The organism is Micromonospora sp. NPDC047730 (genome assembly GCF_043204765.1).
In the GTDB taxonomy this organism is placed as follows: Bacteria; Actinomycetota; Actinomycetes; order Mycobacteriales; family Micromonosporaceae; genus Micromonospora.
In genome coordinates, this window is sequence record NZ_JBIDCU010000011.1 from 175075 (window position 1) to 198970 (window position 23896).

Below are 23896 nucleotides of genomic sequence, written 5' to 3' on the forward strand. Positions count from 1 at the left end.
GACGCGCGGCGGCTGCCGCTGCCGGGTCGTGCGCTCCGGCACCGGCTGGCCGCCGGTCGACGCTGCCGGGGCGTCGGGCGACGCGCCGGGACCCGCCGGGCAACGCGGCCGGGGCGCCGGGGTCAGGTGGTGGTCAGGGCGCGCAGCAGGGCGCGGACGGCGGCGGCCAGGTCGGCGCGGCTGGCGGGGGTGCCGGGCGGGGGTGCGCTGAGGGCGCCGGCGCCGACGAGGCGGTCGAAGAGGAGCCCGTCGACGAACGCGACGAGCTGGTCGCCGCGCCGGTCGGGGTCCGGGGCGCCGGCCCGGGCCAGCAGGTCGCGGGCCTGCACCCGGAGCAGGGTGCCGTGTTCCAGGATCCGCCGCAGCTCGGGGCGGTGCACCGCCTCGAGGAGGCAGGCGTACCGGGCGAGGGTGCGGCTGCGCCCGACGGTGAGCCAGCGGTCCAGCACCTCGCCCGCCCCGTCCGCGAGCCGGTCGAGGTCCGCCCCGGTCAGCGCGGGGCCCGGCGTGGGGGGCGGCGCGTCGGCGGGCAGCTCGCGGGCCGCCAGGTCGGCCCGGTCGAGGTCGGCGAGGCGCCGCACCACCGCCTCGATGAGCGCCTGCCGGGTGCGCAGGTACGCCGACGTGCTGCCGGGCGGCAGGCCGGCGCGGGCGTCGACCGCCCGGTGGGTCAGCGCCCGCATGCCGCCCTCGGCGAGCAGTTCGATGGCCGCGTCGGCCAGCAACGCCACCCGGTTGGTCCGCCCCGCCACACGCCCTCCCCACGCCAATTTCTACGGATGTAGTATGCCTCTTCTACAGGCGTAGAAGGGCGGGATGTCATGGTCGGGTCGGACGCGGTCGTGGTCGGGGGCGGGATCGGCGGCCTCGCCGCGGCGCTCGCGCTGCATCGGGGCGGCTGGCGGGTCACCGTGCTGGAACGCGCCGCCGAGCTGCGCGAGGTCGGTGCCGGGCTGACCCTGATGGCGAACGCGGTGCGTGGCCTCGACGCGCTCGGCGTCGGGGCGGCGGTCCGGGCGCGCGGGGACGCCGGGGCGGCGGGCGGCATCCGCACCGCGCGGGGGCGCTGGCTGTCCCGGGTGGACGCCGACGAGCTGACCAGGCTGCTCGGCACCACCGCGCTGGGCGTGCACCGGGCGACCCTGCACGGCATCCTGCGCGACGCGCTGCCGGCGGAGGCCGTGCACACCGGGGCCGAGGTGTCCGACGTGGACCCGGAGGCCGGCGAGGTGCGCTACCGGCGGCACGGCGAGCCGGCCAGCCTCCGGGCCGACCTGGTGGTCGGCGCCGACGGCCTGCGCAGCGCGCTGCGCGCCCGGCTCTGGCCCGACACCCCGCCCCCGGCGTACGCGGGCACGACCGCCTGGCGGGCGGTGGTCGACTTCCCCGGGCCGGTCCCGACCGCGATCAGTTGGGGCGGGGGCGCCGAGTTCGGCATGGTGCCGGTCGGCGGCGGCCGACTCTACTGGTTCGGCGCCGTCACGGCCCCGCCCGGCGGGCACGCGCCCGACGAACTGGCGGCGGTCCGGGAGCGCTTCGGCTCCTGGCACGACCCGATCCCGGCGCTGCTCGCGGCGACCCCACCGGAGGCGGTGCTGCGCAACGACATCCACCACCTCGCCACGCCGCTGCCGTCGTACGTGCGGGGGCGGGTGGCACTGCTCGGCGACGCGGCGCACGCGATGACGCCGAACCTGGGGCAGGGCGCCTGCCAGGCGATCGAGGACGCGGTGACGCTGGGGGCGGTGTGCGCCGGCGGGGCCGGGACGGTGCCCGCCGCGCTGGCCGCGTACGACCGGCAGCGGCGGCGCCGCAGCCAGGCCGTCGCCCGGGCGTCGTTCCGGACCGGGCGGTTCGGTCAGCAACTGCGCCACCCGGCGGCCGTCGCGCTGCGCGACACCCTGCTGCGGCTCACCCCGGCCCGCGCGTCGCTCCGCGCGATGGCCCGGTACGCGGACTGGCAGCCGCCCACCGCGCCCTGACCCGAGGACGCGCGGCCGGCCGACCTTCTCGGCGGCGTCCACGCCCGCCCCGGGACAGGCGGCGGGACGTTTTCGCGGGAGGGAAAAACGGCGACCTCGGCCAAACCTTCAGGATATCGATTTCGGCGATTTTCGACCTCGGCCGAAGGGGACAGCGGCCAGGTAAGATCGGCGACTTCGTTGTGACTGATCGCTGACTGCTGATTGTGATCCGGATCACACACACTGTGCCCATGGATACGGGACACATCCGCGGCAGGACACTCCGCGTCGCGGCGTGTCTCGTTCTGGCGGCCACGCTGACCGGCTGCATGCAACTGAATCTCGGGCTGACCGTCAACGCCGACGACACGGTCGACGGCCAACTCCTGCTGACCGCCCAGAAGAGCGTGCTGACCTCGGGCAACCGCACCGTCGAGGCCGGCTTCGCCGAGCTGCGGAAGAACATTCCCGCCTTGCCGCCGGGCGAGGAGACCCGCTACGAGGACGCCAAGCTCTTCGGTTCCCAGATCACCTATCGGAACACCCCGCTGCGCGATTTCAACAGCGAGAGCGTGCGGCTCGTCCGAGAGGACGATCTCTACCGCTTCACCCTTCCCCTCGACCCGAAGAAATACGGCGGGAAGGTGGCGGAACAGAATCCGCAGAATCAGCAGGCGTTCATGCGGTTGATGTCGTTCGAGATATCGGTGACCTTCCCCGGCCGGGTCCTCGACACCAACGGCACGGTCAACGGCCGGTCGGTCAGCTGGAAGGTCGGCAGCAACCAGGAGAAGCCGACCGAGCTGCGGGCGGTCGCGGAGGCCCCGCCGAGGCCGTCGGCCTCCCCGGCGGCGGGCGACGACGGCGGCGGGTTCCCCTGGCTGCTGGTCGCCGGCGCGGCGGCGCTCCTGCTGCTCGTCGCCGTCGGGGTCGTCCTGCTGCTGCGGCGTTCGCGCCGGCCGGCGCCGGCGGCCGGCGGCCCGGTCGTCCCGAGCCAGGCGACCGGTCCGACGGCCGCGCCGGGCCAGACGACCGGCCCGACGGCCGCGCCGGGCCAGTCGCCCGGCGACCCGACGGCGGCCGGCCCACCGGGGCCCGCCTGAGGCCCCCACCCCCTCCCGCCCGCCGCCCGCCGGCGGCGGACCGGGCCCGTCGGAGACTCCCCGGAGCCGCCGGCCTCACCACCACCACACCCCGGTCGCACCACCGCACAACCGAAGGGAGATCGGCGATGAACGATCTCTTCACCTGGGCCGCCCTGGGCAGCCTCACCGGCGCGAGCGCCGCGACGCTGCTCGCCACCAACGTCGTCGGCGGGCTGATCGGCCCGAGCGGCGACAAGGCCCGCAAGTGGATCGCACTGGGCATCGCGCTCGCGCTGTCCTACCTCACCGCGGCGTTCGCCACGGACGCCGGCGCCGAGAAGTGGATCATCGCGTTCTTCAACGGGCTGGTCATCTTCTCCGCCGCGCTGGGCATCAACCAGCTCCCGCCCGGCAACCGGCAGGCGACCCAGGCGTCGCCGACCCGGATGGCGCAGGGACGCGAGCCCCGCATCCTCCGCTCCTGGGTTTGAGGTGAGCCGTCATGATCTACGGAATCCTCAGCGCCGTCGCCCACGTGGCCACCGGCGCGGTCCTCGGGCAACTGGCCCGCGGCACCGTCGGGCTGCTGATCGGCGCGGTCGCCGGCCTGCTCGTCGGCGGGATCTTCGGCTGGGCGGTCGCCTCGGCCCGGGTCTACGGGCCGGACGCGAAGGGCGTCCTCCTCTTCGTCGTCGACCACACCTGGAGCCTGCTCAACACCGTCGTCGGCGCGGTCTACCTGGCCGCCCACGTGCTCGTCGGGCACTCGCTGGACCGGCCCACCTCGCAGCACAGCTGCCGGGTCAACGTGGTCGAGGGCGTCTCCCCCCGGTACGCCACCACCATCGGCACGGTCTGCGCCGGCTCCGGGCCGGGCATCCAGCGGCACGAGGACGTGCACATCCTCCAGGCGCGCATCCTCGGCCCGCTCTACATCCCGCTGGTGCTCGCCAACTACGTGCTGTTCACCATCGCCCCGGTCTGGCTGCTCTACCACGACCACACCAACGCACCCATCAACCGATTCACCCGGTACTTCGAGATCGGCGTCTACCCACACGTGTGGAACGAGGCCATCGCGTACCGCGTCCAGGGGACGCCGCCGCGATGACCACGCCGGGGCGCGGCCCGATCGAGACGGCCACCGCCGAGCTGGCCGGCTGGCTGGCCGGGGCGGCGGGGGAACCCGTCCCGGTCGGTCCGCCGCGCCCCGACGACGACCCCGCCCGGCTCACGCTCTGGCCGATGGAGCTGCGCCCGGCGCGGCAGACCCGGGGCAGCGGCGGCCGGGAGCCGTACCGCTTCACCGTCCGCTACCTGCTCTGCGCCGGCGGGCCGGCGGCGCTGCCCGGGTTGGACCGGGTGCTCGCCGCCGCGACCGCCGGCGGGGAGCGCGCCGTCGTGCTGGAGGCCGGCGACCCGCGGCTCTGGGCGGCGTTCGGCACCGGACCCCGCCCGGCCCTGCTCATCGACGTGCCGGCCCAGGTCACCCACCCGACGCCGCCGGCGCCGCCGGTGCTGCGGCCGCTGCGGCTGCGGCAGCTGGAGATGCTGGCCTTCGACGGCCGGGTGGTCGGGCCCGAGCAGCAGCCCCTCGCGGCCGTGCGGATCGAGGTCGTCGGCACGGCGTGCGCCACCACGACCGACCCCGCCGGCCGGTTCCGCGTCGTCGGGGTGCCGCACGACCCCGACCACCCCGGTCCGGTACGGCTGCGGCTCACCGGCCGGGGGCGGGTCCTCACCGCCGAGGTCGACCCGACCGAGCCCGACATCGTCATCGTCTGCGCACCCCCGCCCCGCTGACCCCGTTCCGGCGGACGTCCCACGCCGCCGACCGCGAACCGCACCGGGAGGACCGATGCCCACCTACTTCTCGCCCGGCATCTACGTCGAGGAGGTCCCCGGCGGCGCCCGCCCGATCGGACCGGCCAGCACCAGCACGGCCGCCTTCGTCGGGGTCGCCCCGGACCCCACCGCGCAGCTCGGCAGAGCCGTCGCGGTCAACAACTGGACGGAGTTCCTGCGGCTCTACGCCAACGGGGACCGCCTGGAGAGCACCCCGCTGGCCCGGGCCGTCTTCGGCTTCCTCGACAACGGCGGCAGCCGCTGCTGGGTCGTCAACGTCGGCGCGGGAGGCGAGATCACCGGCACCGGGAAGCGGCGCGGCGGCCTGCAACTGCTGGAGGCCGTCGACGAGGTCTCCATCGTGGCCGCGCCCGGCTTCCACGACCCGGTCTCGCACGAGGCGCTGCTCAGCATGGCGGAGCGGACCCGCACGATGGTGGCCATCTGCGACCCGCCCCCGGACGTCACGGACATCTCGGCGCTGACCAGGGTGGCGACGCCGTCCACCGGCAGGCCGCCCAAGGCGGCCGAGGGCTCCGGCGGGTCCGGTGGGTCCGGCTCGGCGGGCTCCGGCGGCCCGGGGTCCGGCTCCGGCGGGTCCGTGTCGGGGGACGAGGCGCCGACGGCGTGCCGGCCCCGGCAGTCCGACTTCGGCGCGCTCTACCATCCCTGGCTGCGGGTACGCGACCCGCTCAGCGGCGAGCTGGTGCTCACCCCGCCGAGCGGGCACATGGCCGGCATCTGGGCCCGCACGGACGCCCTGCGCGGGGTGCACAAGGCGCCGGCCAACGAGCCCGTACGCGGCGCCGTCGACCTCGCCCACCTGGTCACCCGGCCCGAGCACGACGTGCTCAACCCCAAGGGCGTCAACGTGATCCGCTACTTCCCGGGCGAGGGCATCCGGGTCTGGGGCGCCCGCACCCTCGCCGCCGAGGCCAGCGAGTGGCGCTACCTCAACGTCCGCCGGCTCTGCATCGCCATCGAGCAGGCGATCGCCAACGGCACCCGGTGGATGGTCTTCGAGCCGAACGACTTCACCCTCTGGCGGTCCATCCGCCGTGACATCGGCGCCTTCCTCACCCGCGTCTGGCGCGACGGCGCGCTGCTGGGGCGTACGCCCGAGGAGGCGTTCTTCGTCAAGTGCGACGAGGAGACCAATCCGGCGGACGTCCGCGACGCGGGCATGGTCGTCGCCCACATCGGCATCGCGGTGGTCAAGCCGGCGGAGTTCGTGGTGTTCAGGCTGAGCCAGTGGGCCGGCGGCGCCGAGACCGAGACGATCGGAGGCTGACATGCCGACCACCGCCACCCCGCAGCCGGGCGCCCCGGTCGACCCGTACCGGGCCTACAACTTCAAGCTCCTCGTCAACGGCGTGACCAACGGCCACTTCACCGAGGTCAGCGGCCTGGAGATGACCATTCCCGGCGTGCCGTACCGGGAACAGGGCAACGACCGCATCCGGATGGTCCCCGGCCAGGTGGAGTACGCGCCGGTGACCCTGCACTTCGGGCTCACCGCCTCCCGGGAGCTGTGGGACTGGATTCACGCGGTGGCCCGGGGCACGGTGAGCCGGCGCAACGTCTCGATCGTGCTGCTGGACGCGGCCGGCACGGCGGAGGTGCTGCGCTGGAACCTGATCAACGCCTGGCCGACGAGGTGGCGTGGCGCCCACCTGAACACCCTCGGCCAGGAGCTGGCGATCGCGGCGCTCACCCTGCGGTACGAGAGCCTGGAACTGGAGACCGGCGGTGCCGCCGCGCCGACCACCGCGTAGCTGGCTGGCCGCCCGGCTGCGCGCGACTGCCACGGCGGTCGACGAACTGGCCCGGCTGGTCGACTCCGCCGGACCGGCCGCAACCGGCCCGCCGTCCCCACCCGACGACTGGTATCCATCTGACGACAGGTACCCGCCCGAGGGCTGGTCTCCGCCCGACCGGTCGCCGGCCGCCGCGACGGGGACCGAGGTGCCGGCACGCCGCCCCGGCCAGCCCCCGGCGCACTGGCTGCGGGTGGTGTCCGCGCACGCCCCCGGACTGCTGCGCGACCTCGACCTCGACCTCGGCCCGGCCGACCCCGCTCCCCCGCCGCCCGTCGGCGCGGACCACGGCGAAACCCGTCCCGTTGGTGCGGACCAGGCCATCCGCCCTGCTGACTGTCCGCCAGGCGACCCGCCGCCCCGGACGGCCGACCCGCGACCGCCCGCCGTGCCACCCGGGTGGGGACCGACGCGGGCCGGCGTTGCCGGCTCGTACCCCTACGAATCGGGCGGGCGTGACGAGGACACCCCGCCGGCGGCAGGCGTCTGGCGGAGCGGCGACCGACGGTCGATCGGCGACCTCTGGTCGGCAGGAGACGTGCCGCCGAGCGGGCGGGACTGGCCGACCGGAGACGGCTGGCCGGCCGGCACCGACTCGCCGGGCGACGACGGCCCGGGAAGGCGGGGCGGCCGGCCGGGCGACGTTGGGCGGACAAGTGGCGACGGACGGCCAGGCGCCCAGACGACAGCCGAGGGCCGGGCCGGCCGGTGGGATCTCTGCCTGAGAAATGGAGGGGGTGGCTCGGTCGGTCGACCGTCGGCGGCGGCCGGCTGGCCCGTGCTCCGGCCGGCGGTTCCCCCGCCGGAAGCGGTGACCCGCCGGGGCACGCCGGCCACCAGCCGCCCGGCCGGCGGCAGCACGGGCCCATGGTCGGCCGGCGACCGACGCACCCACGGCCCGACGGGCGGGGCACCCGACGCCAACGGGCCGTCGCCCGAGATCTTGGTACGAACTGGCCCCTGGAGCGGCCGTTCCGTACCAAGATCTGCGGCGTCCCGAGGCGCGACCGGGGCCGCCGCGTACGTCGGGGCGGCCAGGGCGCGGGAGGCGTCGTCAGGCACCCCGGGCAGAGAAGCGGCGACAGGAGCCGGGGCGGGGGCCCGGGTTCCGCTGTCGTACGACGGGACGGGACACCCAGGGGCCGACCGGCTGCGACCCGCGTCCGGGCATCGACACCAGCCGGCGGCTACCGGAGGAGGCCCCGATCCTGTCGGTGGCGCCGGGCTGAGAGCCGCGCCGTGGGAAGGCCGGGCAGGCCGGTGGGACGGCACCCGAGGCCGGTGGGACGGCGGCGGCGAGGCGGGCGTACCCCCGTCGGGGCGGCCGGACGCGACCGCGCCCTGGCCGGCGCTGCCCGACGCCGACGGTGCGGGACCGGCGCGCGCCGGCGGGTCGGAGCGGGCCGACGGGCCGTGGCCGGCGCTGCCGGACGACTGGCCGCTGTGGACGGTGCCCGCGCCCGCCCTCGACGACGAGCGCGTCCGCCGGCTGGACCGGGAACAGGCGGGTGGCTGATGGAACGGGTCGCCTTCCTCATCGACGCCACCGGCGAGCGGGTGGACTGCCTGCTCAACCCGGAGACGGTGCAGGTGACCCGGCTGGCCGGGGTGCGCCACCGGGGCGCCGCGGGTGGGCAGCTCACCGGGGCCGGGCTCGCCGACGACCCGCTGGTCTTCACCGGCGGGGGCCGCACCGAGCTGGTGCTGGACCTGCTGTTCGACGTGGACTTCGCCGAGGGTCAGGTCCGACCGATCGACGTGCGGGCGCTCACCCGCCCGCTGTGGATGCTCGCCGAGAACTCCGCCACCGAGCACGGCTGGCTCCGGCCGCCGCTGGTACGGCTGGTCTGGGGCAAGACCTGGAACGTGCCGGGTGTCGTCGTCGCGGTGGCCGAGCGCTTCGACGCGTTCACCGCGACCGGCTCGCCGCACCGGTCCTGGCTGCGGCTGAAGCTGGTCCGGGTCGCGGAGGACGCCGACCGGGCGCGGGAGGGCTTCGCGGCGGAACTCGCCGCGGCGAGCACCCCGACCGCCGCGCCGGGCGGCGCCGTGGTGGCCGCCGGCGACGGCGCGACCGGGCCCGACCACTCGGGCGTACGCTTCGACCTGCTCGCCCACGACGCGCTCGGCTCGCCGCTGCGGTGGCGGCTGCTGGCCGAGCACAACCGGATCACCGACCCGCTCGCCGTGCCACCCAGTACGCCGCTGGCGGTCCCGCCGCAGCCTGCCCCGGCCGCCCAACCCCCGGCGGGTGCGCCGTGACCGCCCCGCGCGCGCTCGCCGTGCTGCTCGACGGGGCTCCGCTGCCGGACGGGGCGGCCCGCCGGCTGGTGTCGGCCCGGGTGGCGGCCCGGCTCGACCGGCCGACCCAGTGCGAGGTGGCGCTGACCACCGCGCCCGGCGCCGCCGCGCTCACCCCGCCGGTGCGCACCGGGGCGAGCCTGGAGCTGCGCCTGGACGGTCATTCCGACGCCCTCTTCGCCGGCGAGGTCACCTGCGTCGAGGTCGAGTACGCGGCCGACGGCGCGGCGCTGCTGCGGGTGCGGGCGTACGACGCGCTGCACCGGCTGCGCCGGCGGCAGCGGCTGCGGGTGTTCGAGGCGGTGACCGCCGCCGACCTGGCCCGCGAGCTGTGCGGGGACGTCGGGCTGACCGTGCACGCCGAGGCCGACGGCCCCCGGCTGGAGCGGCTGTCCCAGCACCAGCACAGCGACCTGGAGTTGCTGCGGGAGGTGACCGGGCGGGCCGGCCTGCACGTGGTCGCCGACGGCGACCGGCTGCGCCTGCTGACCCTGGAGGGCCACGGCGAGCCGGTCGGTCTGGAGCTGGGCCGGGGGCTGCACTCGCTGCGGCTGTCGACCAACCTCGACACGGCCGGCGGGGAGAGCAGCGCGCTGGGCTGGCACCCGCAGCGGGCCGAGCCGATCAGCCAGCAGGTGGGCACGGCCCGCAGCGGCCGGCGGATCGTCGCCGACCCCGACCCGGCAGACGTGGGCGCGGACGGCGTACGGACCGCCGTGGACCAGCCCGGGCGGGGCGACGACGAGTTGGCCGCGCTCGCCCAGGCGCGGCTGGACGCGCGGGTCGCCGCCCTGGTCACCGCCGAGGGGGTGGCCGACGCCGACCCCGCGCTGCGGCCCGGCCGGCGGATCGCGCTCACCGGCGTGCCCGCCGCCGTCGAGGGGACGTACGTGCTGACCGAGGTGGTGCACACCGTCGACGCGGCCGGCCCGCTGAGCCGGTTCTCCACCGCCCCTCCCCCGGCCCCGCCGGCCGGGCCGCCCGCCCCGGCCGTGGTCACCCTCGGCCGGGTCACCGACGTGGCCGACCCCGAGGGGCTGGGCCGGGCCCGGGTCGAGCTGCCCGCGTACGGGGGGCTCGACGCCGGGTGGCTGGCCGTGCTCTGCCCCGGGGCCGGCCCCGGCAAGGGCCTCGTGGCGCTGCCCGACCCCGAGGACGCCGTGCTGGTGGTGCTGCCCGGGGGCGAGCCGGCGTCCGGGATCGTGCTCGGCGCGCTGTTCGGCGCCGCCGGCGCGTACGACGCGGGGGTCGACGACGGGCGGGCGCGACGCTGGTCGCTGCGGACGGCGCGCGGCCAGTCGATCGTGGTCGACGACGCCGCGCGGAGCCTGCGGCTGGCCACCGAGGGCGGCAGCTGGCTGGAGCTGACCCCCGAACTGGCCACCCTGCACGCCGCGACCGACCTGGTGCTCTCCGCGCCCGGCCGGGCCATGGTCGTGCGCGCCCGCAGCGTGGACTTCCTGCATGCGGAGGCGGCCGAGGACCCGGCGACCGCCGCGCAGCGGGCCCGGACGCTGGCCCGCGCCCACCACGAAGGAGGCGGCTGATGCGCTGGATCCACCGCGACTCGCTGATCAGGTGCGACCACGACGGGCGGGTCGGCAACCGGGCCTCGCAGGACTGGGTGACCGTCGCCGGCGTGCCGGTGCTGGTGGACGACGACCCGGAGGGCCGGGAGATCACCGCCTGCCCGAACTACGGGCCGACGATCAAGCCGTGCGGGAGGACCCTGCGGGTGCGGGTCGGCTACAGCGACTGGGTGCGTGTCGGCGGCCGGCGGGTGGTCCTGTCCCACCTCGACGGGTTCACCGACGGCACCCCGCCCGGCCTGGTGCACCACCGGGTACGCGCCCCCCGGCAGGGCTTCCTGGGGGCGGACCGGTGAGGGCCTTCCGGTTCGTCGGCGCCGGCTTCGACCCCGGGCGGGGCGGCGGGCTCGCGCTGACCGCCGCCGGCGGCCTCGCCATGACCGAGGGCGACGAGACCGTACGCCAGGCGTTGTTCCTGCTGCTCGCCACGACCCCGGGCGAGCGGCTGATGCGTCCCGGGTACGGCTCCCGCCTGCACCGCCTCGTCTTCGCGCCGAACGACGACACCACCGCCGGGCTGGCCATCCACTACGTACGGGCGGCCGTCGCCCGGTGGGAGCCCCGGGTGGAGGTCCTCGACGTCGACGCCGGCCCCGACCCCGACGAGGAGTGGCGGCTGGTGATCCGGCTCGACTACCGGATCCGGGCCAGCCTCGCGCCGGGGCAGTTGGTGTTCTCCGTCGACCTGCTGCCCGCCGACGACCCGGAGCGGGAGGCCCCCGACGACGGTCACCTCCCGGCCGGCGGCCCGCCACCGCCCGGCCGGGTGCCGCCGGAGGGAGGAACGTCATGACGCTGCCCGTGCCGCACCTGGACGACCGCGCCTTCCTGGACCTCGTCACCGAGGCCCGGGAGCGGATCCGGCAGTCCTGCCCGGGCTGGACCGACCTGTCCGCGCACGATCCGGGCATCGCGCTGCTGGAGGCGTTCGCGCACCTCACCGAGGTGATGATCTACCGGCTCAACCAGTTGCCCGAGAAGGCGTACGTGGCGTTCCTGAACCTGCTCGGGGTGGCCCGGCACGCCCCGACGGTGGCCTGGGCGGACGTCCGGTTCGCCCGGTCCGGCGGCGACCGCGGGCCGGTCCGGATCCCGGCCGGTACCCGGGTCGCCGCCGCGCGCGGGGCCGACCCCCGGCCGGTCGTCTTCGTCACCACCGAGCCGGCGCTGCTGCCGGCCGGGCAGGACGAGGTCACCGTCCGGATGCACCACTGCGAGCCGGTGGAGGCGGAACTGCTCGGGGTCGGCACCGGCCAGCCCGGTCAGGTGCTGCGCGCCGCCCGGGCGCCGCTGGCGCGCACCGCCGAGCCGCTGGACCTGCTGCTCGGCGTCGAGGTGCCGGCCGGGACGGTGGAGCTGGGCGCCGCCGCCCGGGAGCACGACGGCCGCACGTTCGAGATCTGGCGGCCGGTGGACAGCTTCGCCGGGCTCGGCCCGCAGGACAGGGTCTACCTGGTCGACCGCTGCTCCGGCACGGTCACCTTCGCCCCCGCCCTGGACCTGCGTGACCCCGCCGACCCGGGAGGCCCGGCAGCCGCGACCGGCCCGCCGGGCAGCCGCGCCACGCCGGCGGACGGCCCCGTGACCGTCGCCGCCGTTCCGCCGGCCGGGCGGCAGGTGCGGCTGTGGTACCGGGCCGGCGGCGGGCCGGCGGGCAACGTGGCGGCCGACACGCTGACCAGCCTGCGCGACCCGCTGCCCGGGGTCCGCGTCGACAACCCCGCGCCGGCGGCCGGCGGGCGGGAGATGGAGTCCATGGAGTCGGCGCTGCTGCGCGGCCCGTACGAGTTCTTCGCCCAGCAGCGGGCGGTCACCGCGCGGGACTTCGAGGTGCTCGCCACCGGCTCCGGGGCCGTGGCCCGGGCGCGCGCCTTCACCCGCGCCGCCGTCTACAGCTTCGCCCGGCCCGGCGAGGTGGAGGTGGTGCTGGTGCCGTACGTGCCGGAGACGGCGCGGCCCGGCGGGCGGCTACCGGTGGCGGTGCTGCGGGAGCACGAGGTCGACCAGGCCCGCGCCCGGGTCGAGGCGGACCTGGAGCGCCGCCGCGCCCTGGGCACCTCCTGCCGGGCGACCTGGGCCCGCTACAAGGCGGTGTCGGTGCGGGCCCGCGTGGTGGTGCGCCGGGAGGAGGACGTCGAGGCGGTCCGCCGCCGCGTCCACGACCGGCTGCACTCCACGCTCAGCCCGCTGCCGACCCCGCTCAACCCGGCCGGCTGGGCGTTCGGCGAGCCGCTGCGCGCGTCGAACGTGTACCGGCTGCTGGAGCACGCCGAGCCGGGGGTGCGCTACGTCGAGTCGGTCCGCTTCGTCGTCGACGAGGCGCCCGACGCGCAGGTGCGTACCCTCGCCGTGGACCAGTACCAGCCGCGGACCTGGTACGCCGGGCGCGGGCCGGTGCTGTTCCGCTCCACCAACGCGGGCGCCGGCTGGGAGCCGGCCGGCCGGTTCGCCGACGGCGAGACGGTGCTGCGGGTGACGCCCGCCCCCGCCCCGGTGCGCCCCGGCATCGTGCCCCGGCCCGGCTCGGTGGCGGTCGCCACCGTCCGCGCCGACGGCGGGTCCCGGGTGCACCTGAGCACCGACCTCGGCGAGACGTGGTCGCTGCTGACCGACCTGGACTCGCGGGTCTCCGACCTGGCCTGGATCGACCGGGACGGCGCGGGCGCGCTGCTGGTCGCCACCGACACCGGCCTGTACGAGGTCTCCCTGCTGCCCGGCGCGGTGCCGTTGCAGATCCTGGTCGACCCCGGCGACGCCGACCGCGGCTTCTACGCCGTCCGCGCGTTCGTCTCCGAGCGGGGCGCGCCAGGCGTGGCGGTGGCCGCGCAGGCCGGGTTCGGGGTCTACCTGTCCACCCAGGCCGGCCACCCGGGCAGCTTCGCCCACGTCGGGCTGGCCAACGTCGACAACCGCGTGCTCGCCGTCCAGTACGACGGCCCGGCCACCCTGTTGTGGAGCGGCGCGGGCGAGCCGGACCCGAAGAAGCCCGGGCAGGGCTGCCGCCGGGCCCGGCTGTTCGAGTCCGACGTGCAGTGGCAGGCGGTGCAGTCCGGCTGGATCGGCGGCACCTGCCGGGACCTCGCGTTCTCCGGGCCGCTCGCGGTCGCGGCGACGCAGAGCGGCGGGGTGCTGCGGCTGGACACCCTCGCCGCCGCGCCACAGTGGGCGCCGGTGTCGGTCAACTGCGGGCTGCCGCTGCGGGACCGCACCCGGTTCGTGCCGGTGGACGCCGTCGCCGCGACCGGCGGCCCGGACCGGCTGATCCTGGCCGGCGGCGAGCGCGGGGTGCACCGCAGCACCGACGCGGTCGACTGGGCGGCCAGCGCCAACCAGGCCACCGCCGACGTGGTGACCGTTCCCGACACGTGGCTGCTCTGCTCCGGCGAGCACGACATCGAGGTGGTGCGGCAGGATGCGACGCGCGGCGATTGAGCGGCTGCTGCCCGCGGCGTACCAGCGGGCCTGCGTGCCGGGCAGCGTGCTGTGGGCGCTGCTGGACGTCATGGAGGCGCTGCACGCCCCGGACGAGGCGGTGCTCGCCGACGTCGACGCGCTGTTCGACCCGTACCGGGCCCCGGACGGGATGGTCGCCTACCTGGCCCGCTGGGTGGCGATGGACCACGTGGTCGCCTCGCCCCGGCCGGACGCCCCGCCACCGCTGCCGCTGGGCCGGCTGCGGGACCTGGTGTCCCACGGCGCGCTGCTGGCCCGCTGGCGCGGCACCCCGTACGGCATGCGCAGGGCCCTGGAGGTGGCCACCGGGACGGGCGGCTTCGCCATCGACGAGCCCCGGGACCGGCCGTTCCACGTCGTGGTCACCGTGCCGCCGGCCGCGGCCGGGCAGCTCGCCGTGATCACCCGCATCGTCGAGGCGGAGAAGCCCGCGTCGACCACCGCCGAGATCGTCGTCGCAGAGGAGCCACCATGACCACCGAGTGGGCGGTCGCCGCCGCCGCCGAGCAGTTCACCCTGGACGCCCGCAACACCGGCGAGCTGACGTTCACCGTCTCCAACCCGGGCACGGCCCCGGACACCGTCGTCTTCGACGTGGCGCCCGGCGACGGCTCGCAGCGGTCCTGGTTCACCGTCACCGAACCGCAGCGGGTGGTGCCCGGGCAGGGCTCCGTCTCCTTCCTGGTCCGGCTGACCGTGCCGCCGGGCACCGCGCCCCGGCGCTACGACATGACCGGGTTCGCGTACTCGGCGAACACCGCGCCGGAGGAGAGTTCCCGCTCCAGCGGGCGGGTCACCTACGAGGTCCGGGCGGTCGCCCCGCCCCGGCGTACGCCGTGGCCGTGGATCGCCGCCGCGGCGGCACTGGTCCTCGTCGTCGGCGCGGCGGTGGTCTGGCTGCTGGCCCGCGACGGGGAACCGGCGCCGGGCGAGCCGCGGGTGGTCACCGTCGAGGCGGAGAGCCTGGTGGCCGGCGCGGTGCTGGGGCCGCCGATGGGCTCGTCGGTGGCGGTGGAGGTCCAGCCCAACTGCTGCGGGGTGACCTGGTCGGAGGACGCCCAGCTGTTCTTCCAGGGCCGCGCGATCGGCGACCAGGTGAGCGTGACGGTGGAGATCCCCGCCGACGGCACCTGGCGGTTCGCCGCCGTCCGCACCACCTCGTTCGACTACGCCAACACGGTCTTCACCATCGACGGCACCCAGGTCGGCGGCGCGTTCCTCGGCTTCACCCCCGAGGTGCGGAAGACGGACTGGGTCGACGTCGGCACGGTAGCGCTGACCCGGGGGCCGCACCGGGTCACGCTCGTCGTGGTCGGCAAGACCCAGGGCACGGACCGCTACTTCGCCGGCGTCGACGCGATCCGGTTCACCGAGGTCCCCTCGCCGGCCGACGCCCGATGAGCGGCGGGCAGAAGGCGCTGCTCGCGGCACTGGGCGTGCTGCTCGCGGCGCTGTTCGCGGTCGCCGTCGGGGCCGGCCGGGACGACACCGGCGACCCCGGCGACCCCTCCGGGCTGGTGGAGCGGCTCGGCCGGCTCGGCGGCGGGCGCGCCGCGGTGGACCCGGCGACGGTACGGGCCGACTGCGCCGAGGCCGGCCGGCTGGTCTTCACCGGCACCTGCGTGCTGCGCGTGGCCGACCCGGGCGGGCTGCGGACGCTGGTCCTGCGCAGCCCGGCCCCGTTCACGGTGGAGGCGCCGGCTCCCGGGGACGCCGAGTTCACCGTCCGCGACGAGGTCACGCCGGCCGCCGACGGCACCGGGGCGGTCGCCCGGATCGCCGTCGACCGCGCCACCGACGTGCTGCTGAGCTGCCCCGGCGTCGGCGGCTGCGCCGTCACGGTCACCACGTCCTGACCCATCGGAGGCCCGACATGGGTGAGCTGCGCAAGCCGTTCCTGCTGCTGGCGATGCTCGCCGTCGGCCTGGCGCTCGGCGTCGAGCTCGGCGCCGGGCTGCTCGTCGGCGGCGGCGACGCCGGCGCGGCGCTGCGGGACAGCGCCGGGACGCTCGACGTGGCGATCGCCGACGTGTCCGGGGTCAGCGAGCCGTCCGGCCGGGGCACCGGCTACCTGGCCTTGGTCGACGCGGTCGCCGTCTGGAGCACCGGGCTGTTCTGCCTGAGCCTGGTGCTGCCGGACCGGGTCCAGGGCCGGGTGCAGGGTGTCGCGACGCTGGTCTTCTCGATCGTGCTGATCGTCGTGGCGTTCGTCGCGCTGCTGGTCGCCTTCGTCGAGCTGACCGTCATGGTGTCGCTGTTCCTGGCCCCACCGTTCGGCACGCTGGCCTACCTGGCCCTGTGGGGGTTCTTCCCGGTCGGCGACGCCTCGGTGCTGCTCGGGCTGGTGCTGCTGCTCAAGCTCGCCTGGGCCGGGCTGCTCGTGGCGGCCCAACCCCGATTCTTGCAGAACAAGGGCCTGGTGCTGCTCGCCCTCACCACGCTGCTGTGCACCGTCGTGCTGGAGTTCCTGCACCGGCTGGTGCCGGTGATCCTGGTCAGCGTCGTCGACGACCTCGGGGCGCTGGTCTTCGCCGTCGTCGCCGTCGTCTGGGGGCTGGTGCTGCTGATCGGCTCGATCCCGGCCATCGTCAAGGCGGTCCGGGTCAGCGGCGCCGCCGAACGCTCCGGCGACGGCCGGGCCTGAGCCCCGCGCCGGCCCTCGTACGCGGGGCGGTGCGTCGGGCACCCGACGCCAGGGGCCCGCGGCATGGTGAAGATCGGCTATAAGTGGCGCATGGAGTTTCCCGCCTACCTGGCCACCATGCCGATGCACGCGATCACCGAGATCCACGGCGAGCCCGGCCTGTTGGCCCGGTTCCGGCTGGAGCTGCGCGCGTTCGACGAGGCCGCCCGGGAGCGGCTCACCGAGGCCCTCGACCTGGCCGCCGAGCTGCACCGCGACGACCGGCGGGTACGCGAGCCCTACCTGAACCACCTGCTGCGGGTGGCGATCCGGATGATGCACCACTACCAGGTCCGCGACGTCGACGTGATCGTGGCGGGCCTGCTGCACGACGCGGTGGAGGACCACCCCGACGAGCTGGCCGGCGAGCACGCCGGCGACGATCCGACCGCCGCCGCGCTGGCCGTCCTGGCCGAGCGGTTCGGCCCGCGCGTGGCCCGCCTGGTCGGCGCGGTCACCAACCCGGCGTACGACCCGGGGCGCGACAAGCACGTCCAGTACCGGGAGCACGTGGCGGCCAGCCTGGCCCGGGAGCCGTGGGCGCGGGTCATCAAGATCTCCGACTTCACCGACAACGGGGTGGGCGTCATCCACACCGTCGGGCCGAAGGTGGCCTCGTCGGCGGCGAAGTACCGGCCGCTGGTGCCGGTCTACCGGGACCTCGTCACCCGGCCGGACACTCCCCTGTCGGCGCCGGTGAAGCGGCACATCCTCGACCAGCTCGACCTGGCCGAGGAGCGCTTCAGCGCCATCCTCGACCAACCGGTCCACCCGAACTGACGATGCTCCGGGGTGGGGCGCGCGTCCCGCTGCGGCGGCGCCTCGCGCCGCCGCACCGATCAGCCCCATGATCAGTTGATGGAGAACCGTCGCCGAGGCGGGCATTCGGACGGGTTCCGATCAACTGATCATGGGAGCCCGGCGCCGGGTGGCGAGGATGGCGAGGGTTTCGCGGCGTACGTCGTCAGGGTGGTGCAGCAGGCGGCGGTGGGTGAAGCGGACCACGAGGATGCCACGGGTGGCGAGCAGGGCGTCCCGGCGCAGGTCGATTTCGCGCTCGCGCGGGTCGCCGTGGGTCGTCGCGCCGTCCAGCTCGATGTTCACCTGCTCCGCCTCGGCGTACAGGTCGAGGTAGACGACGCGGCCTCCCACCTGCACCCGCGCCTGCCGAAGGAACGCCGGCATGCCGGGGCCCGTGAAGACCCGGTCGTGGCCCCAGATCTCCAGCGGGCTGCGGCAGCCTGCGGCGAGCCGGTCCAGCAGCCCGCGCAGCGTGGCCCGGTCCGCCAGTCTCGGCACGCCCTCCAGCGCCGTACCGATCCGTTCCGGCGTGGTCAGTCGGTCGTTGACGGCGCGGATGACCGGGCCGGCGCGCTCGACCACGGGCAGCAGCGGCCAGGCGACGACCAGCGACCGGTCCAGCCGGGTGACCGGCGCGCCGTTTCGGACCAGCGCGTGCGGGGGATGCGGGGCGAACCGGCGCCGGTGATGCACGAGCAGGTGCGGGCGGTTGCGCAGCCCGGACGTGATCGGCACGTCGATGTGCAGCGGCTCGCCCGCGGGTTGCCGCCGCAGGCCCCACACGTCGAGCGCGGTGAGGTGGCTCAGTGCGCCCCGCCCGTCGGCGTACGCCAGCGCCGCCCGTCGGGCCAGGGCCGGCGCGATCCGGGCGAGCGGCGGCACGATCGCCCGGGTGAGCAGTGCGGTGTCGACAGCGCTGCCGGCTCTTGCGGCCGGTGAGGTGCGCTGCGGATTGTCGACCAGGGCGGCGTCGACGTAGACGCCGGGCAGCAGCCGGAGCAGGCGGCCGGAGCGGCAGGCGCTCTCCAGCGTCGAGCGTGGTCGGCACCGGAGCACGGCGTCCCGGGTCACCAGCCCACCACCGCGCTCGACCAGCGCCTGGATGACGGAGTCCATGCCCCGACGGTGCCGCGCCGTCCGCTTTCCCACCAGCGCGATCGGCACCGGTGTGGACGACGCGACCGCCTGTGGACAGGCTCCGCAGGGGCGGCTGACTGTGCTATGGACCAGGCCGAGCGCCACCTCGTGCTCGTGCGCTCGCGACGAGCCCGACGAGCCCGACGAGCCCGGTCAGCCCGGCCAGCCCGGCCAGCCCGACGAGCCCGGCCAGCCCGGCCAGCCCGACGAGCCCGGCCAGCCCGGCCAGCCCGACGAGCCCGGCCAGCCCGACGAGCCCGACGAGCCCGGCCAGCCCGGCGAGCCGCCAGGGCCGCCAGGGCCGCATGTCGATGGGCTCTCGGAGCAGCGGGCAGGGCTGGCTGTGACATGTCGATCGCCGTGACGGGCACCGCCGCGGGGGCACCGGATGGCATGCAAGATGCCCGGATAGCCGCATTTGTCAAAATATCTTGATTGGACGCTCTCACCTCCGCGCGGCGGGAGCCAGTCTGGCCGCCGCCTTGTTAACTTCAGGACGGATCATCACGTCACGGACGACGAGTCGATGCTGCTCATCGCCCTGGCGTTCGTCGGTCAGGAGCCCATCCCCGCCCGGACCCGCACCAGAGGGAGCCGCCCAGCCTGGCCGCTCACGCAGAGGAAGACCGCGACGAGGGGAGGGCTGACGTGACCGACACCCCCAGCCCCGAGTCGACACCCTCGGAAGGCTGGAAGAAGCGCGGCAGCCGCGCGCTCGGGGCCGCGCGGGACGTGGGCAAAGACGTCGGCGAGTGGTCGAAGAAGCGCTGGAAGAGCCTGCACGCCACACTCCAGCGGCTGGAACTCGCCCCGGCGCCGGACCCGCCCGCGCCCGGCCGGGTCGTCGAGCAACGAAGGGCGGAGCCGATCGTGGTGCCGGCCCGAGGTTACGTCTTCACCTTCACCGTGCAGGCCACGTTCACCTGGTCGTCCGTTGGGCTGCATCCCGAGTTGTTGAGCTGGCACGCCCAGTCCTTCATGCCGCACGCGACGCAGAGGTTGGCGCGTTTCGCGGCCGAGCGTTCCCGCAGCTTCCCACCGCACGCCGCCAGGGAACTCGAAGAGGAGTTGCAACAGAGGCTGCGCGCGATGGAACCGTGGCCCTACACCCGGAACGGCAGGAAGCTCACGTGTGAGCCCGACGCCTGGGTGCAACTCGACGACCGCGTCAAGGCCGCTCTCCTACCGTACGCGGAGGCGCGACTGAAACTGGAGCACGAGCTCGACGTACACCTCAGACAGGCCCGCAGCGCCGAGCAACTCAGCCGCAGGTGGATGACGATCCTGCAGAGGCACGTCGACGGCCTCGCCGCCGACCAAGCGGCGCAGGGGCTGGAGGACGAGCTGACCAGGGCGCTTCAGGAGATGACGGCGAGGCGGAAGGCCGCCGCCCAGTGGATCGAGGAGCTGCTCGGCCACCGGTTGCGCCACGACGGCACCCCACACGAAGGAGGCGGGTCGGACGGCACCATGGACCGTCCGGGCCAGGAGCTTCCGGAGCCGCCGAGCGACCCGCCGACCGCTACGGCTCCCGCATCCAGGTCTTCGGGTCGGTGACGAAGACTCCCTTGCCCTGTTGGCGACGGATCACGCGCAGCGCTTCCAGCCGGGCGTAGGACATCTGCACCGTCCCGTGGCTGACTCCATACCTCTCGCGCAACTCGGCGATCGAGGGCAGCCTGTCCCCCGGCTTCAACTTCTTGGACCTGACGTCGGCGATCACATCGTCGGCGATGCGCCAGTAGTCCGGCACGTCTCGCATGGCACTCCTCGCGTGGCAATCCGATTCGATCACACCGCGACGCGCCTAACAAGCAGCGTTGACTCATCTAGCTTGTCTAGATAAGTTGATTGAGGGCCGCTCCTCGCGTGGCAACGAGTTCGGCTCATCCCCCGGTCGGGGCGGGCGTGGGTGCCCGCCCCGACCCGACGGGCTGCTCTGCTGTCGTACCGCTGACCCGAGAGCTGCGACGGCGGAGCGGGCGGGTCGTCCGCGGCCCCCGCGCGGACGACCCGCCCTTCCATGCCCACGGCAGGGAGCCTTCGCTCCCGCCTTCCCGGAGAGAGGATCGTCGTGGCTCAGGTGTATCGAGGTGGCCGGCTCTCCGGAGGCGGCTACCCGGGCCGGATGACGCCCCACGAGGTGCGGACCCGGGAGTTCGCCGCCCGCCGACGGGGCGTCGACCCGGTGGAGGTACGCGAGTTCCAGGCCCGGGTGGCCGACGAACTCGCCATGCTCAACGAGACGGTACGGCTGCTCACCCTGGAGAACGACCGGGTGAGGCGGGCGCTGCGCGACTGGCAGACCCTGCACGCGCGCGAGTGTCGGCCGCCGCAGGAACACCCCGACCACGGCCGCTGGTGACCGCGCGCCCCTCCCCCGGCGACCTGCTCGTCATCGACGGCCGGGCCTCGGTGCAGTTCGCCGGGGAGCGCGCCCTGACCTTCCGCGTCGTCTCGGTGTCCGAACAACCGACGTATGACGGCTGGATCTGGCTGACCGGTTACGTCCTCGACCGTCGCGGCGAGGCGACCGCCAAGCGCGAGGTCTACGTCCGACTCGCCGGCCTCCGTCCGTCACCGGTCCCTACGCGCAGGAGTCGCAGACACCGCTCTTCGCCGGCACGCCGCCACCTGCCGGCAGAGGCGGTGCCGGCCGCCCAGCAGATGAGAGCGTAGGGGCCGCCGCACGGCGGGAAGGCCCGGCGGCGCGGGTCCGCAGCCACGACGACCCACCGGCGAGTGCGTCCGGGTCAGGGGGCGGGTGGCGGGTTCCCGGGCAGCGGCAACTCCTCGGCGTAGCGGTCGACCAGGTCCCAGACGCGGGGGTCGGTCCAGTAGCCGGAGTGACGGCCGAGGACGGGTGGCTGCTGGCCGTGCACGTACCAGGCGGTCGGCGGGTCGGTGAGCAGTTGGTCGATCTCGTTCGCCGGGTCGTCCGGGAAGATCGGGCCGCCGATGAAGTCGGTCTCGTAGTAGAAGTTCCGCCACCGCCACACCGTGGGCCGGTCCGCACCCAGCGCGCCGTCGGCGAAGTAGGCGGGGAAGCCCCACGCGTACAGCTTGGTCAGCGGGCTGCCGAAGGTGACCAGCGCGACGTGACCGGCGGGCCGGCCCTCGCGCTGCGGCCGGCTGGTCTCCTGCAGGAGCGCGGCGACCGCCATGACGGTGCCCTGGCTGTGCGCGGCCAGCACCACCGCGCCGCCGTGGTCGTGGACGCGCCACAGCCGGCGCTGCAGGTCCGGCACGGCGCGCTCGGTGTACGACGGCGGGGCGAGCGGATGGTAGGCGCGGGGCCAGAAGGTGCCGATGTCCCACAGCACGCCGAGATGGCGGCGGTCCGCCAGCCCGCGCCAGCCTCGCAGCATCAGGGTCAGCACCGCCACCGGCGCCCCGGCGGCGAGCCAGGTCGACACGGTGAGCGCGCCGCGCGGCGCCCACGGCAGCGAGTGGTGGACCCCGGCGGTGACCAGCACGTACCCGAAGACGGCGAGGGCGGCGACGGTCAGGAGGCTGAACAGCAGGTCGACGTCCCGGGCCAACACGGCCAACTGCCGGCCCCGGGCGATCCGGGCGGTCCAGCCGCCGGGCCACGCTCGGTTGTGGCGCGCCGGTTCGTTCAGGGCGGACGCGTCCCAGGCGCTCGGCGGCTCCGGTGTCGACAGGGCGGCGTACTCGTCGTGGATGCGCTGGCGGCGGTCGGGGCCGGCTGCCCGCCACAGCACCACCGCCTGCACCAGCGCGAAGCCCACCACGATCGCGATCGGCAGCAGCGTCAGGTAGGGCGTGAGGGCGTAGACCATGTCGTAGACGTAAAGCCGGTCGGGGCGGCCGTCGCCGGTGCCGGGGTTGGAGACCGTGCCGAGCAGGTCGGCGACGCGGATCATCGTGCCGACCCCGACCGCGTTGAGCACCACCGCCGCCAGCACGGTCAGCGCGAACGGGCCGGCGTAGCGGAACGCCCCGCGCCGGTGCCCGTTGACGGCGGCCGACGCGAGCACGGCCGCCGTCGCGCCGAGGCAGAGGGCGTACGTCCAGTCCACCGCCGTCTGCATGCCCGGCAGCGGCGCCCACCGGCCGGCCCCGGGCGGGGCGACCGCCGGCTGTGCCAGCGCGACGACCACCGCCCCGGTCACCGCCAGCAGGCCGAGACCGGTGACGGAGAGCGCCGCCGCCCGCCCGATCCGGGCCGGCGTCAGCAGGAGCACCGCGCCCAGGCCGGCCGCCGCCGCGAGCCAGGTCACCAGGGTCGCCAGTCCGTCGTACGCCGGCACCACACCCGCCGCCAGGGGGATCGACCGGGCGGTGTACGCGGTGATCCAGCCGACGAAGCCGCAGGCCGCGCCCAGGTGCAGCAGCGCGAGCCGGGCGACGCTGCCGCCGCCGTTCCAGAAGTCGGGGTCGGCCAGGCCCACCCCGGGCCGGGCCGGCGTCACGTCGCTCATCGCCCGCAGCGACTCGCCCCGTTGCGGCGGCGGCACCTGCTCGTAGCGGGACAGCGACCGGCCGCTGAGGGCCAGCAGCCCGATCGCGACCAGCAACGGCACCAGGGCGCCGACGAGGATCCGGCGCGCCGGATGGTCGACGAATCCGTCCGTGTGCAGCCACCGCAGCCACCACCGGTCGGCGCAGGCGACCCGGACGCCGCACTGGTAGGCGACGACGTCCATCGTGGTCATCGCGACGAGCAGCAGCAGGTTGACCGTCAGGCCCAGCGCCGCCCAGCGGACCACCGCGCGGTGCACCCGGAACCGGAGCGCGCCGCGCCACGCCGTCGGCGTGCACATCCAGCCCGCGACGTTGACCAGCGTGAACGGCAGCAGCAGCAACCACAGCGCGCGGGTGGCGCTGCGCGAGGTCAGCCCGCCCCAGGAGTACGCCTCGACGTGGCGCCCCTTGGCGTCGGCGGTGCGGAAGAAGCCGGCCACCCCGTCGCCGGAGACGAGCTGCGGTGCCACGTCGGCGAGCAGGTTCTCCGGTGTCGTGCCCCCGACCCCGTGCAGCCGCAGTTCCGTCACGCCGTCGAGCGCGACGGCCGGTGGCACCAGACCCGAGGGCCGCGCCACCGGACGGGCATCGTGCTTCTGCACCGGCATCTCGAACCGACCCCAACGGCGACTACCCCAAGTCACGGACACCTTACTCTACGCATCCGACTCACCCTCGGCCGGTGGCGCCGCCGAGGCGCACCCGCCACACCCTGCCGCAGAAAGGTCGGACC

At 75.5% G+C, this 23896-nt stretch carries 25 protein-coding genes; 20 read left to right on the top strand and 5 right to left on the bottom strand.

What is annotated here, in order from left to right; translation table 11 throughout:
* Positions 1–122 precede the first annotated feature (122 nt).
* Positions 123–752 carry a TetR/AcrR family transcriptional regulator gene (locus ACGF5G_RS24125; RefSeq protein ID WP_393266393.1) on the bottom strand — a complete coding sequence of 210 codons (630 nt, stop codon included), beginning with the start codon at positions 750–752 and terminating at the stop codon, positions 123–125.
* A gap of 69 nt (positions 753–821) precedes the next feature.
* Here ACGF5G_RS24125 and ACGF5G_RS24130 point away from each other — a divergent pair, with 69 nt between their 5' ends.
* The 17 genes from ACGF5G_RS24130 to ACGF5G_RS24210 all read left to right on the top strand — a co-directional run bounded on the left by ACGF5G_RS24130 (position 822) and on the right by ACGF5G_RS24210 (position 17517).
* Positions 822–1982 (top strand): FAD-dependent monooxygenase, encoded by a 1161-nt coding sequence (locus tag ACGF5G_RS24130; protein ID WP_393266396.1) that lies wholly within the window; start codon positions 822–824, stop codon positions 1980–1982.
* A 311-nt stretch (positions 1983–2293) separates the two neighbouring features.
* Positions 2294–3067 (top strand): LppM family (lipo)protein, encoded by a 774-nt coding sequence (locus tag ACGF5G_RS24135; RefSeq protein ID WP_393266399.1) that lies wholly within the window; start codon positions 2294–2296, stop codon positions 3065–3067.
* Between the two features lie 128 nt (positions 3068–3195).
* Entirely contained in the window at positions 3196–3540 is a 345-nt protein-coding gene (locus ACGF5G_RS24140; protein ID WP_393266402.1) for a hypothetical protein, read from the top strand.
* An 11-nt stretch (positions 3541–3551) separates the two neighbouring features.
* Positions 3552–4160 (top strand): glycine zipper family protein, encoded by a 609-nt coding sequence (locus ACGF5G_RS24145; protein ID WP_393266404.1) that lies wholly within the window; start codon positions 3552–3554, stop codon positions 4158–4160.
* On the top strand, positions 4157–4852 hold the full coding sequence (locus ACGF5G_RS24150) for a carboxypeptidase-like regulatory domain-containing protein (protein ID WP_393266406.1): 696 nt from the start codon (positions 4157–4159) through the stop codon (positions 4850–4852). The genes ACGF5G_RS24145 and ACGF5G_RS24150 overlap by 4 nt, the downstream gene beginning before the upstream one ends.
* Positions 4853–4907: 55 nt before the next feature.
* Positions 4908–6185 carry a phage tail sheath family protein gene (locus tag ACGF5G_RS24155; RefSeq protein WP_393266409.1) on the top strand — a complete coding sequence of 426 codons (1278 nt, stop codon included), beginning with the start codon at positions 4908–4910 and terminating at the stop codon, positions 6183–6185.
* 1 nt (position 6186) lies between these two features.
* Positions 6187–6669 carry a phage tail protein gene (locus ACGF5G_RS24160; protein WP_393266412.1) on the top strand — a complete coding sequence of 161 codons (483 nt, stop codon included), beginning with the start codon at positions 6187–6189 and terminating at the stop codon, positions 6667–6669.
* Positions 6670–8226: 1557 nt separating this feature from the next.
* Complete coding sequence (locus tag ACGF5G_RS24165; RefSeq protein WP_393266414.1) at positions 8227–8973, top strand: hypothetical protein; 747 nt, start codon at positions 8227–8229, stop codon at positions 8971–8973.
* Positions 8970–10559, top strand: coding sequence for a contractile injection system protein, VgrG/Pvc8 family (locus ACGF5G_RS24170; RefSeq protein ID WP_393266417.1), 1590 nt, complete (start codon positions 8970–8972; stop codon positions 10557–10559). The genes ACGF5G_RS24165 and ACGF5G_RS24170 overlap by 4 nt, the downstream gene beginning before the upstream one ends.
* Positions 10559–10897 (top strand): hypothetical protein, encoded by a 339-nt coding sequence (locus tag ACGF5G_RS24175; protein ID WP_393266419.1) that lies wholly within the window; start codon positions 10559–10561, stop codon positions 10895–10897. The genes ACGF5G_RS24170 and ACGF5G_RS24175 overlap by 1 nt, the downstream gene beginning before the upstream one ends.
* Positions 10894–11394 carry a GPW/gp25 family protein gene (locus ACGF5G_RS24180; RefSeq protein WP_393266422.1) on the top strand — a complete coding sequence of 167 codons (501 nt, stop codon included), beginning with the start codon at positions 10894–10896 and terminating at the stop codon, positions 11392–11394. Before ACGF5G_RS24175 ends, ACGF5G_RS24180 begins: the two co-directional genes overlap by 4 nt.
* Positions 11391–14033: a putative baseplate assembly protein gene (locus ACGF5G_RS24185; protein ID WP_393266424.1), complete on the top strand. Its 2643-nt coding sequence runs from the start codon at positions 11391–11393 to the stop codon at positions 14031–14033. Before ACGF5G_RS24180 ends, ACGF5G_RS24185 begins: the two co-directional genes overlap by 4 nt.
* On the top strand, positions 14014–14529 hold the full coding sequence (locus tag ACGF5G_RS24190; protein WP_357460080.1) for a phage tail protein: 516 nt from the start codon (positions 14014–14016) through the stop codon (positions 14527–14529). The genes ACGF5G_RS24185 and ACGF5G_RS24190 overlap by 20 nt, the downstream gene beginning before the upstream one ends.
* Complete coding sequence (locus ACGF5G_RS24195; RefSeq protein WP_393266426.1) at positions 14526–15455, top strand: hypothetical protein; 930 nt, start codon at positions 14526–14528, stop codon at positions 15453–15455. The genes ACGF5G_RS24190 and ACGF5G_RS24195 overlap by 4 nt, the downstream gene beginning before the upstream one ends.
* Positions 15452–15910 carry a hypothetical protein gene (locus ACGF5G_RS24200; RefSeq protein ID WP_393266429.1) on the top strand — a complete coding sequence of 153 codons (459 nt, stop codon included), beginning with the start codon at positions 15452–15454 and terminating at the stop codon, positions 15908–15910. The genes ACGF5G_RS24195 and ACGF5G_RS24200 overlap by 4 nt, the downstream gene beginning before the upstream one ends.
* Positions 15911–15927: 17 nt before the next feature.
* Positions 15928–16698, top strand: a complete 771-nt coding sequence (locus tag ACGF5G_RS24205) for a hypothetical protein (protein ID WP_393266432.1) — start codon at positions 15928–15930, stop codon at positions 16696–16698.
* 90 nt (positions 16699–16788) lie between these two features.
* Positions 16789–17517: an HD domain-containing protein gene (locus ACGF5G_RS24210; RefSeq protein WP_393266435.1), complete on the top strand. Its 729-nt coding sequence runs from the start codon at positions 16789–16791 to the stop codon at positions 17515–17517.
* A 120-nt stretch (positions 17518–17637) separates the two neighbouring features.
* Here the strand turns inward: ACGF5G_RS24210 and ACGF5G_RS24215 are convergent, their stop codons facing one another.
* Positions 17638–18654, bottom strand: coding sequence for an endonuclease domain-containing protein (locus tag ACGF5G_RS24215; protein WP_393266436.1), 1017 nt, complete (start codon positions 18652–18654; stop codon positions 17638–17640).
* Positions 18655–18757: 103 nt separating this feature from the next.
* The gene (locus ACGF5G_RS24220) at positions 18758–18982 is read right to left on the bottom strand and encodes a hypothetical protein (protein WP_393266438.1); all 225 of its coding nucleotides are present in this window, start codon (positions 18980–18982) and stop codon (positions 18758–18760) included.
* Between the two features lie 341 nt (positions 18983–19323).
* On the opposite strand from ACGF5G_RS24220, the gene ACGF5G_RS24225 reads away from it, so the two are divergent.
* The gene (locus ACGF5G_RS24225; protein ID WP_393266441.1) at positions 19324–20232 is read left to right on the top strand and encodes a hypothetical protein; all 909 of its coding nucleotides are present in this window, start codon (positions 19324–19326) and stop codon (positions 20230–20232) included.
* Here the strand turns inward: ACGF5G_RS24225 and ACGF5G_RS24230 are convergent.
* Positions 20198–20437, bottom strand: coding sequence for a winged helix-turn-helix domain-containing protein (locus ACGF5G_RS24230; protein ID WP_393266444.1), 240 nt, complete (start codon positions 20435–20437; stop codon positions 20198–20200). The two genes, ACGF5G_RS24225 and ACGF5G_RS24230, sit on opposite strands and share 35 nt — an antisense overlap.
* A gap of 366 nt (positions 20438–20803) precedes the next feature.
* Here ACGF5G_RS24230 and ACGF5G_RS24235 point away from each other — a divergent pair, with 366 nt between their 5' ends.
* Positions 20804–21040 (top strand): DivIVA domain-containing protein, encoded by a 237-nt coding sequence (locus tag ACGF5G_RS24235; protein WP_393266604.1) that lies wholly within the window; start codon positions 20804–20806, stop codon positions 21038–21040.
* Positions 21037–21354 (top strand): hypothetical protein, encoded by a 318-nt coding sequence (locus ACGF5G_RS24240; protein WP_393266447.1) that lies wholly within the window; start codon positions 21037–21039, stop codon positions 21352–21354. The genes ACGF5G_RS24235 and ACGF5G_RS24240 overlap by 4 nt, the downstream gene beginning before the upstream one ends.
* Positions 21355–21428: 74 nt before the next feature.
* Here ACGF5G_RS24240 and ACGF5G_RS24245 read toward each other — a convergent pair whose 3' ends face one another.
* Complete coding sequence (locus ACGF5G_RS24245; protein ID WP_393266450.1) at positions 21429–23807, bottom strand: hypothetical protein; 2379 nt, start codon at positions 23805–23807, stop codon at positions 21429–21431.
* Positions 23808–23896 lie beyond the last annotated feature (89 nt).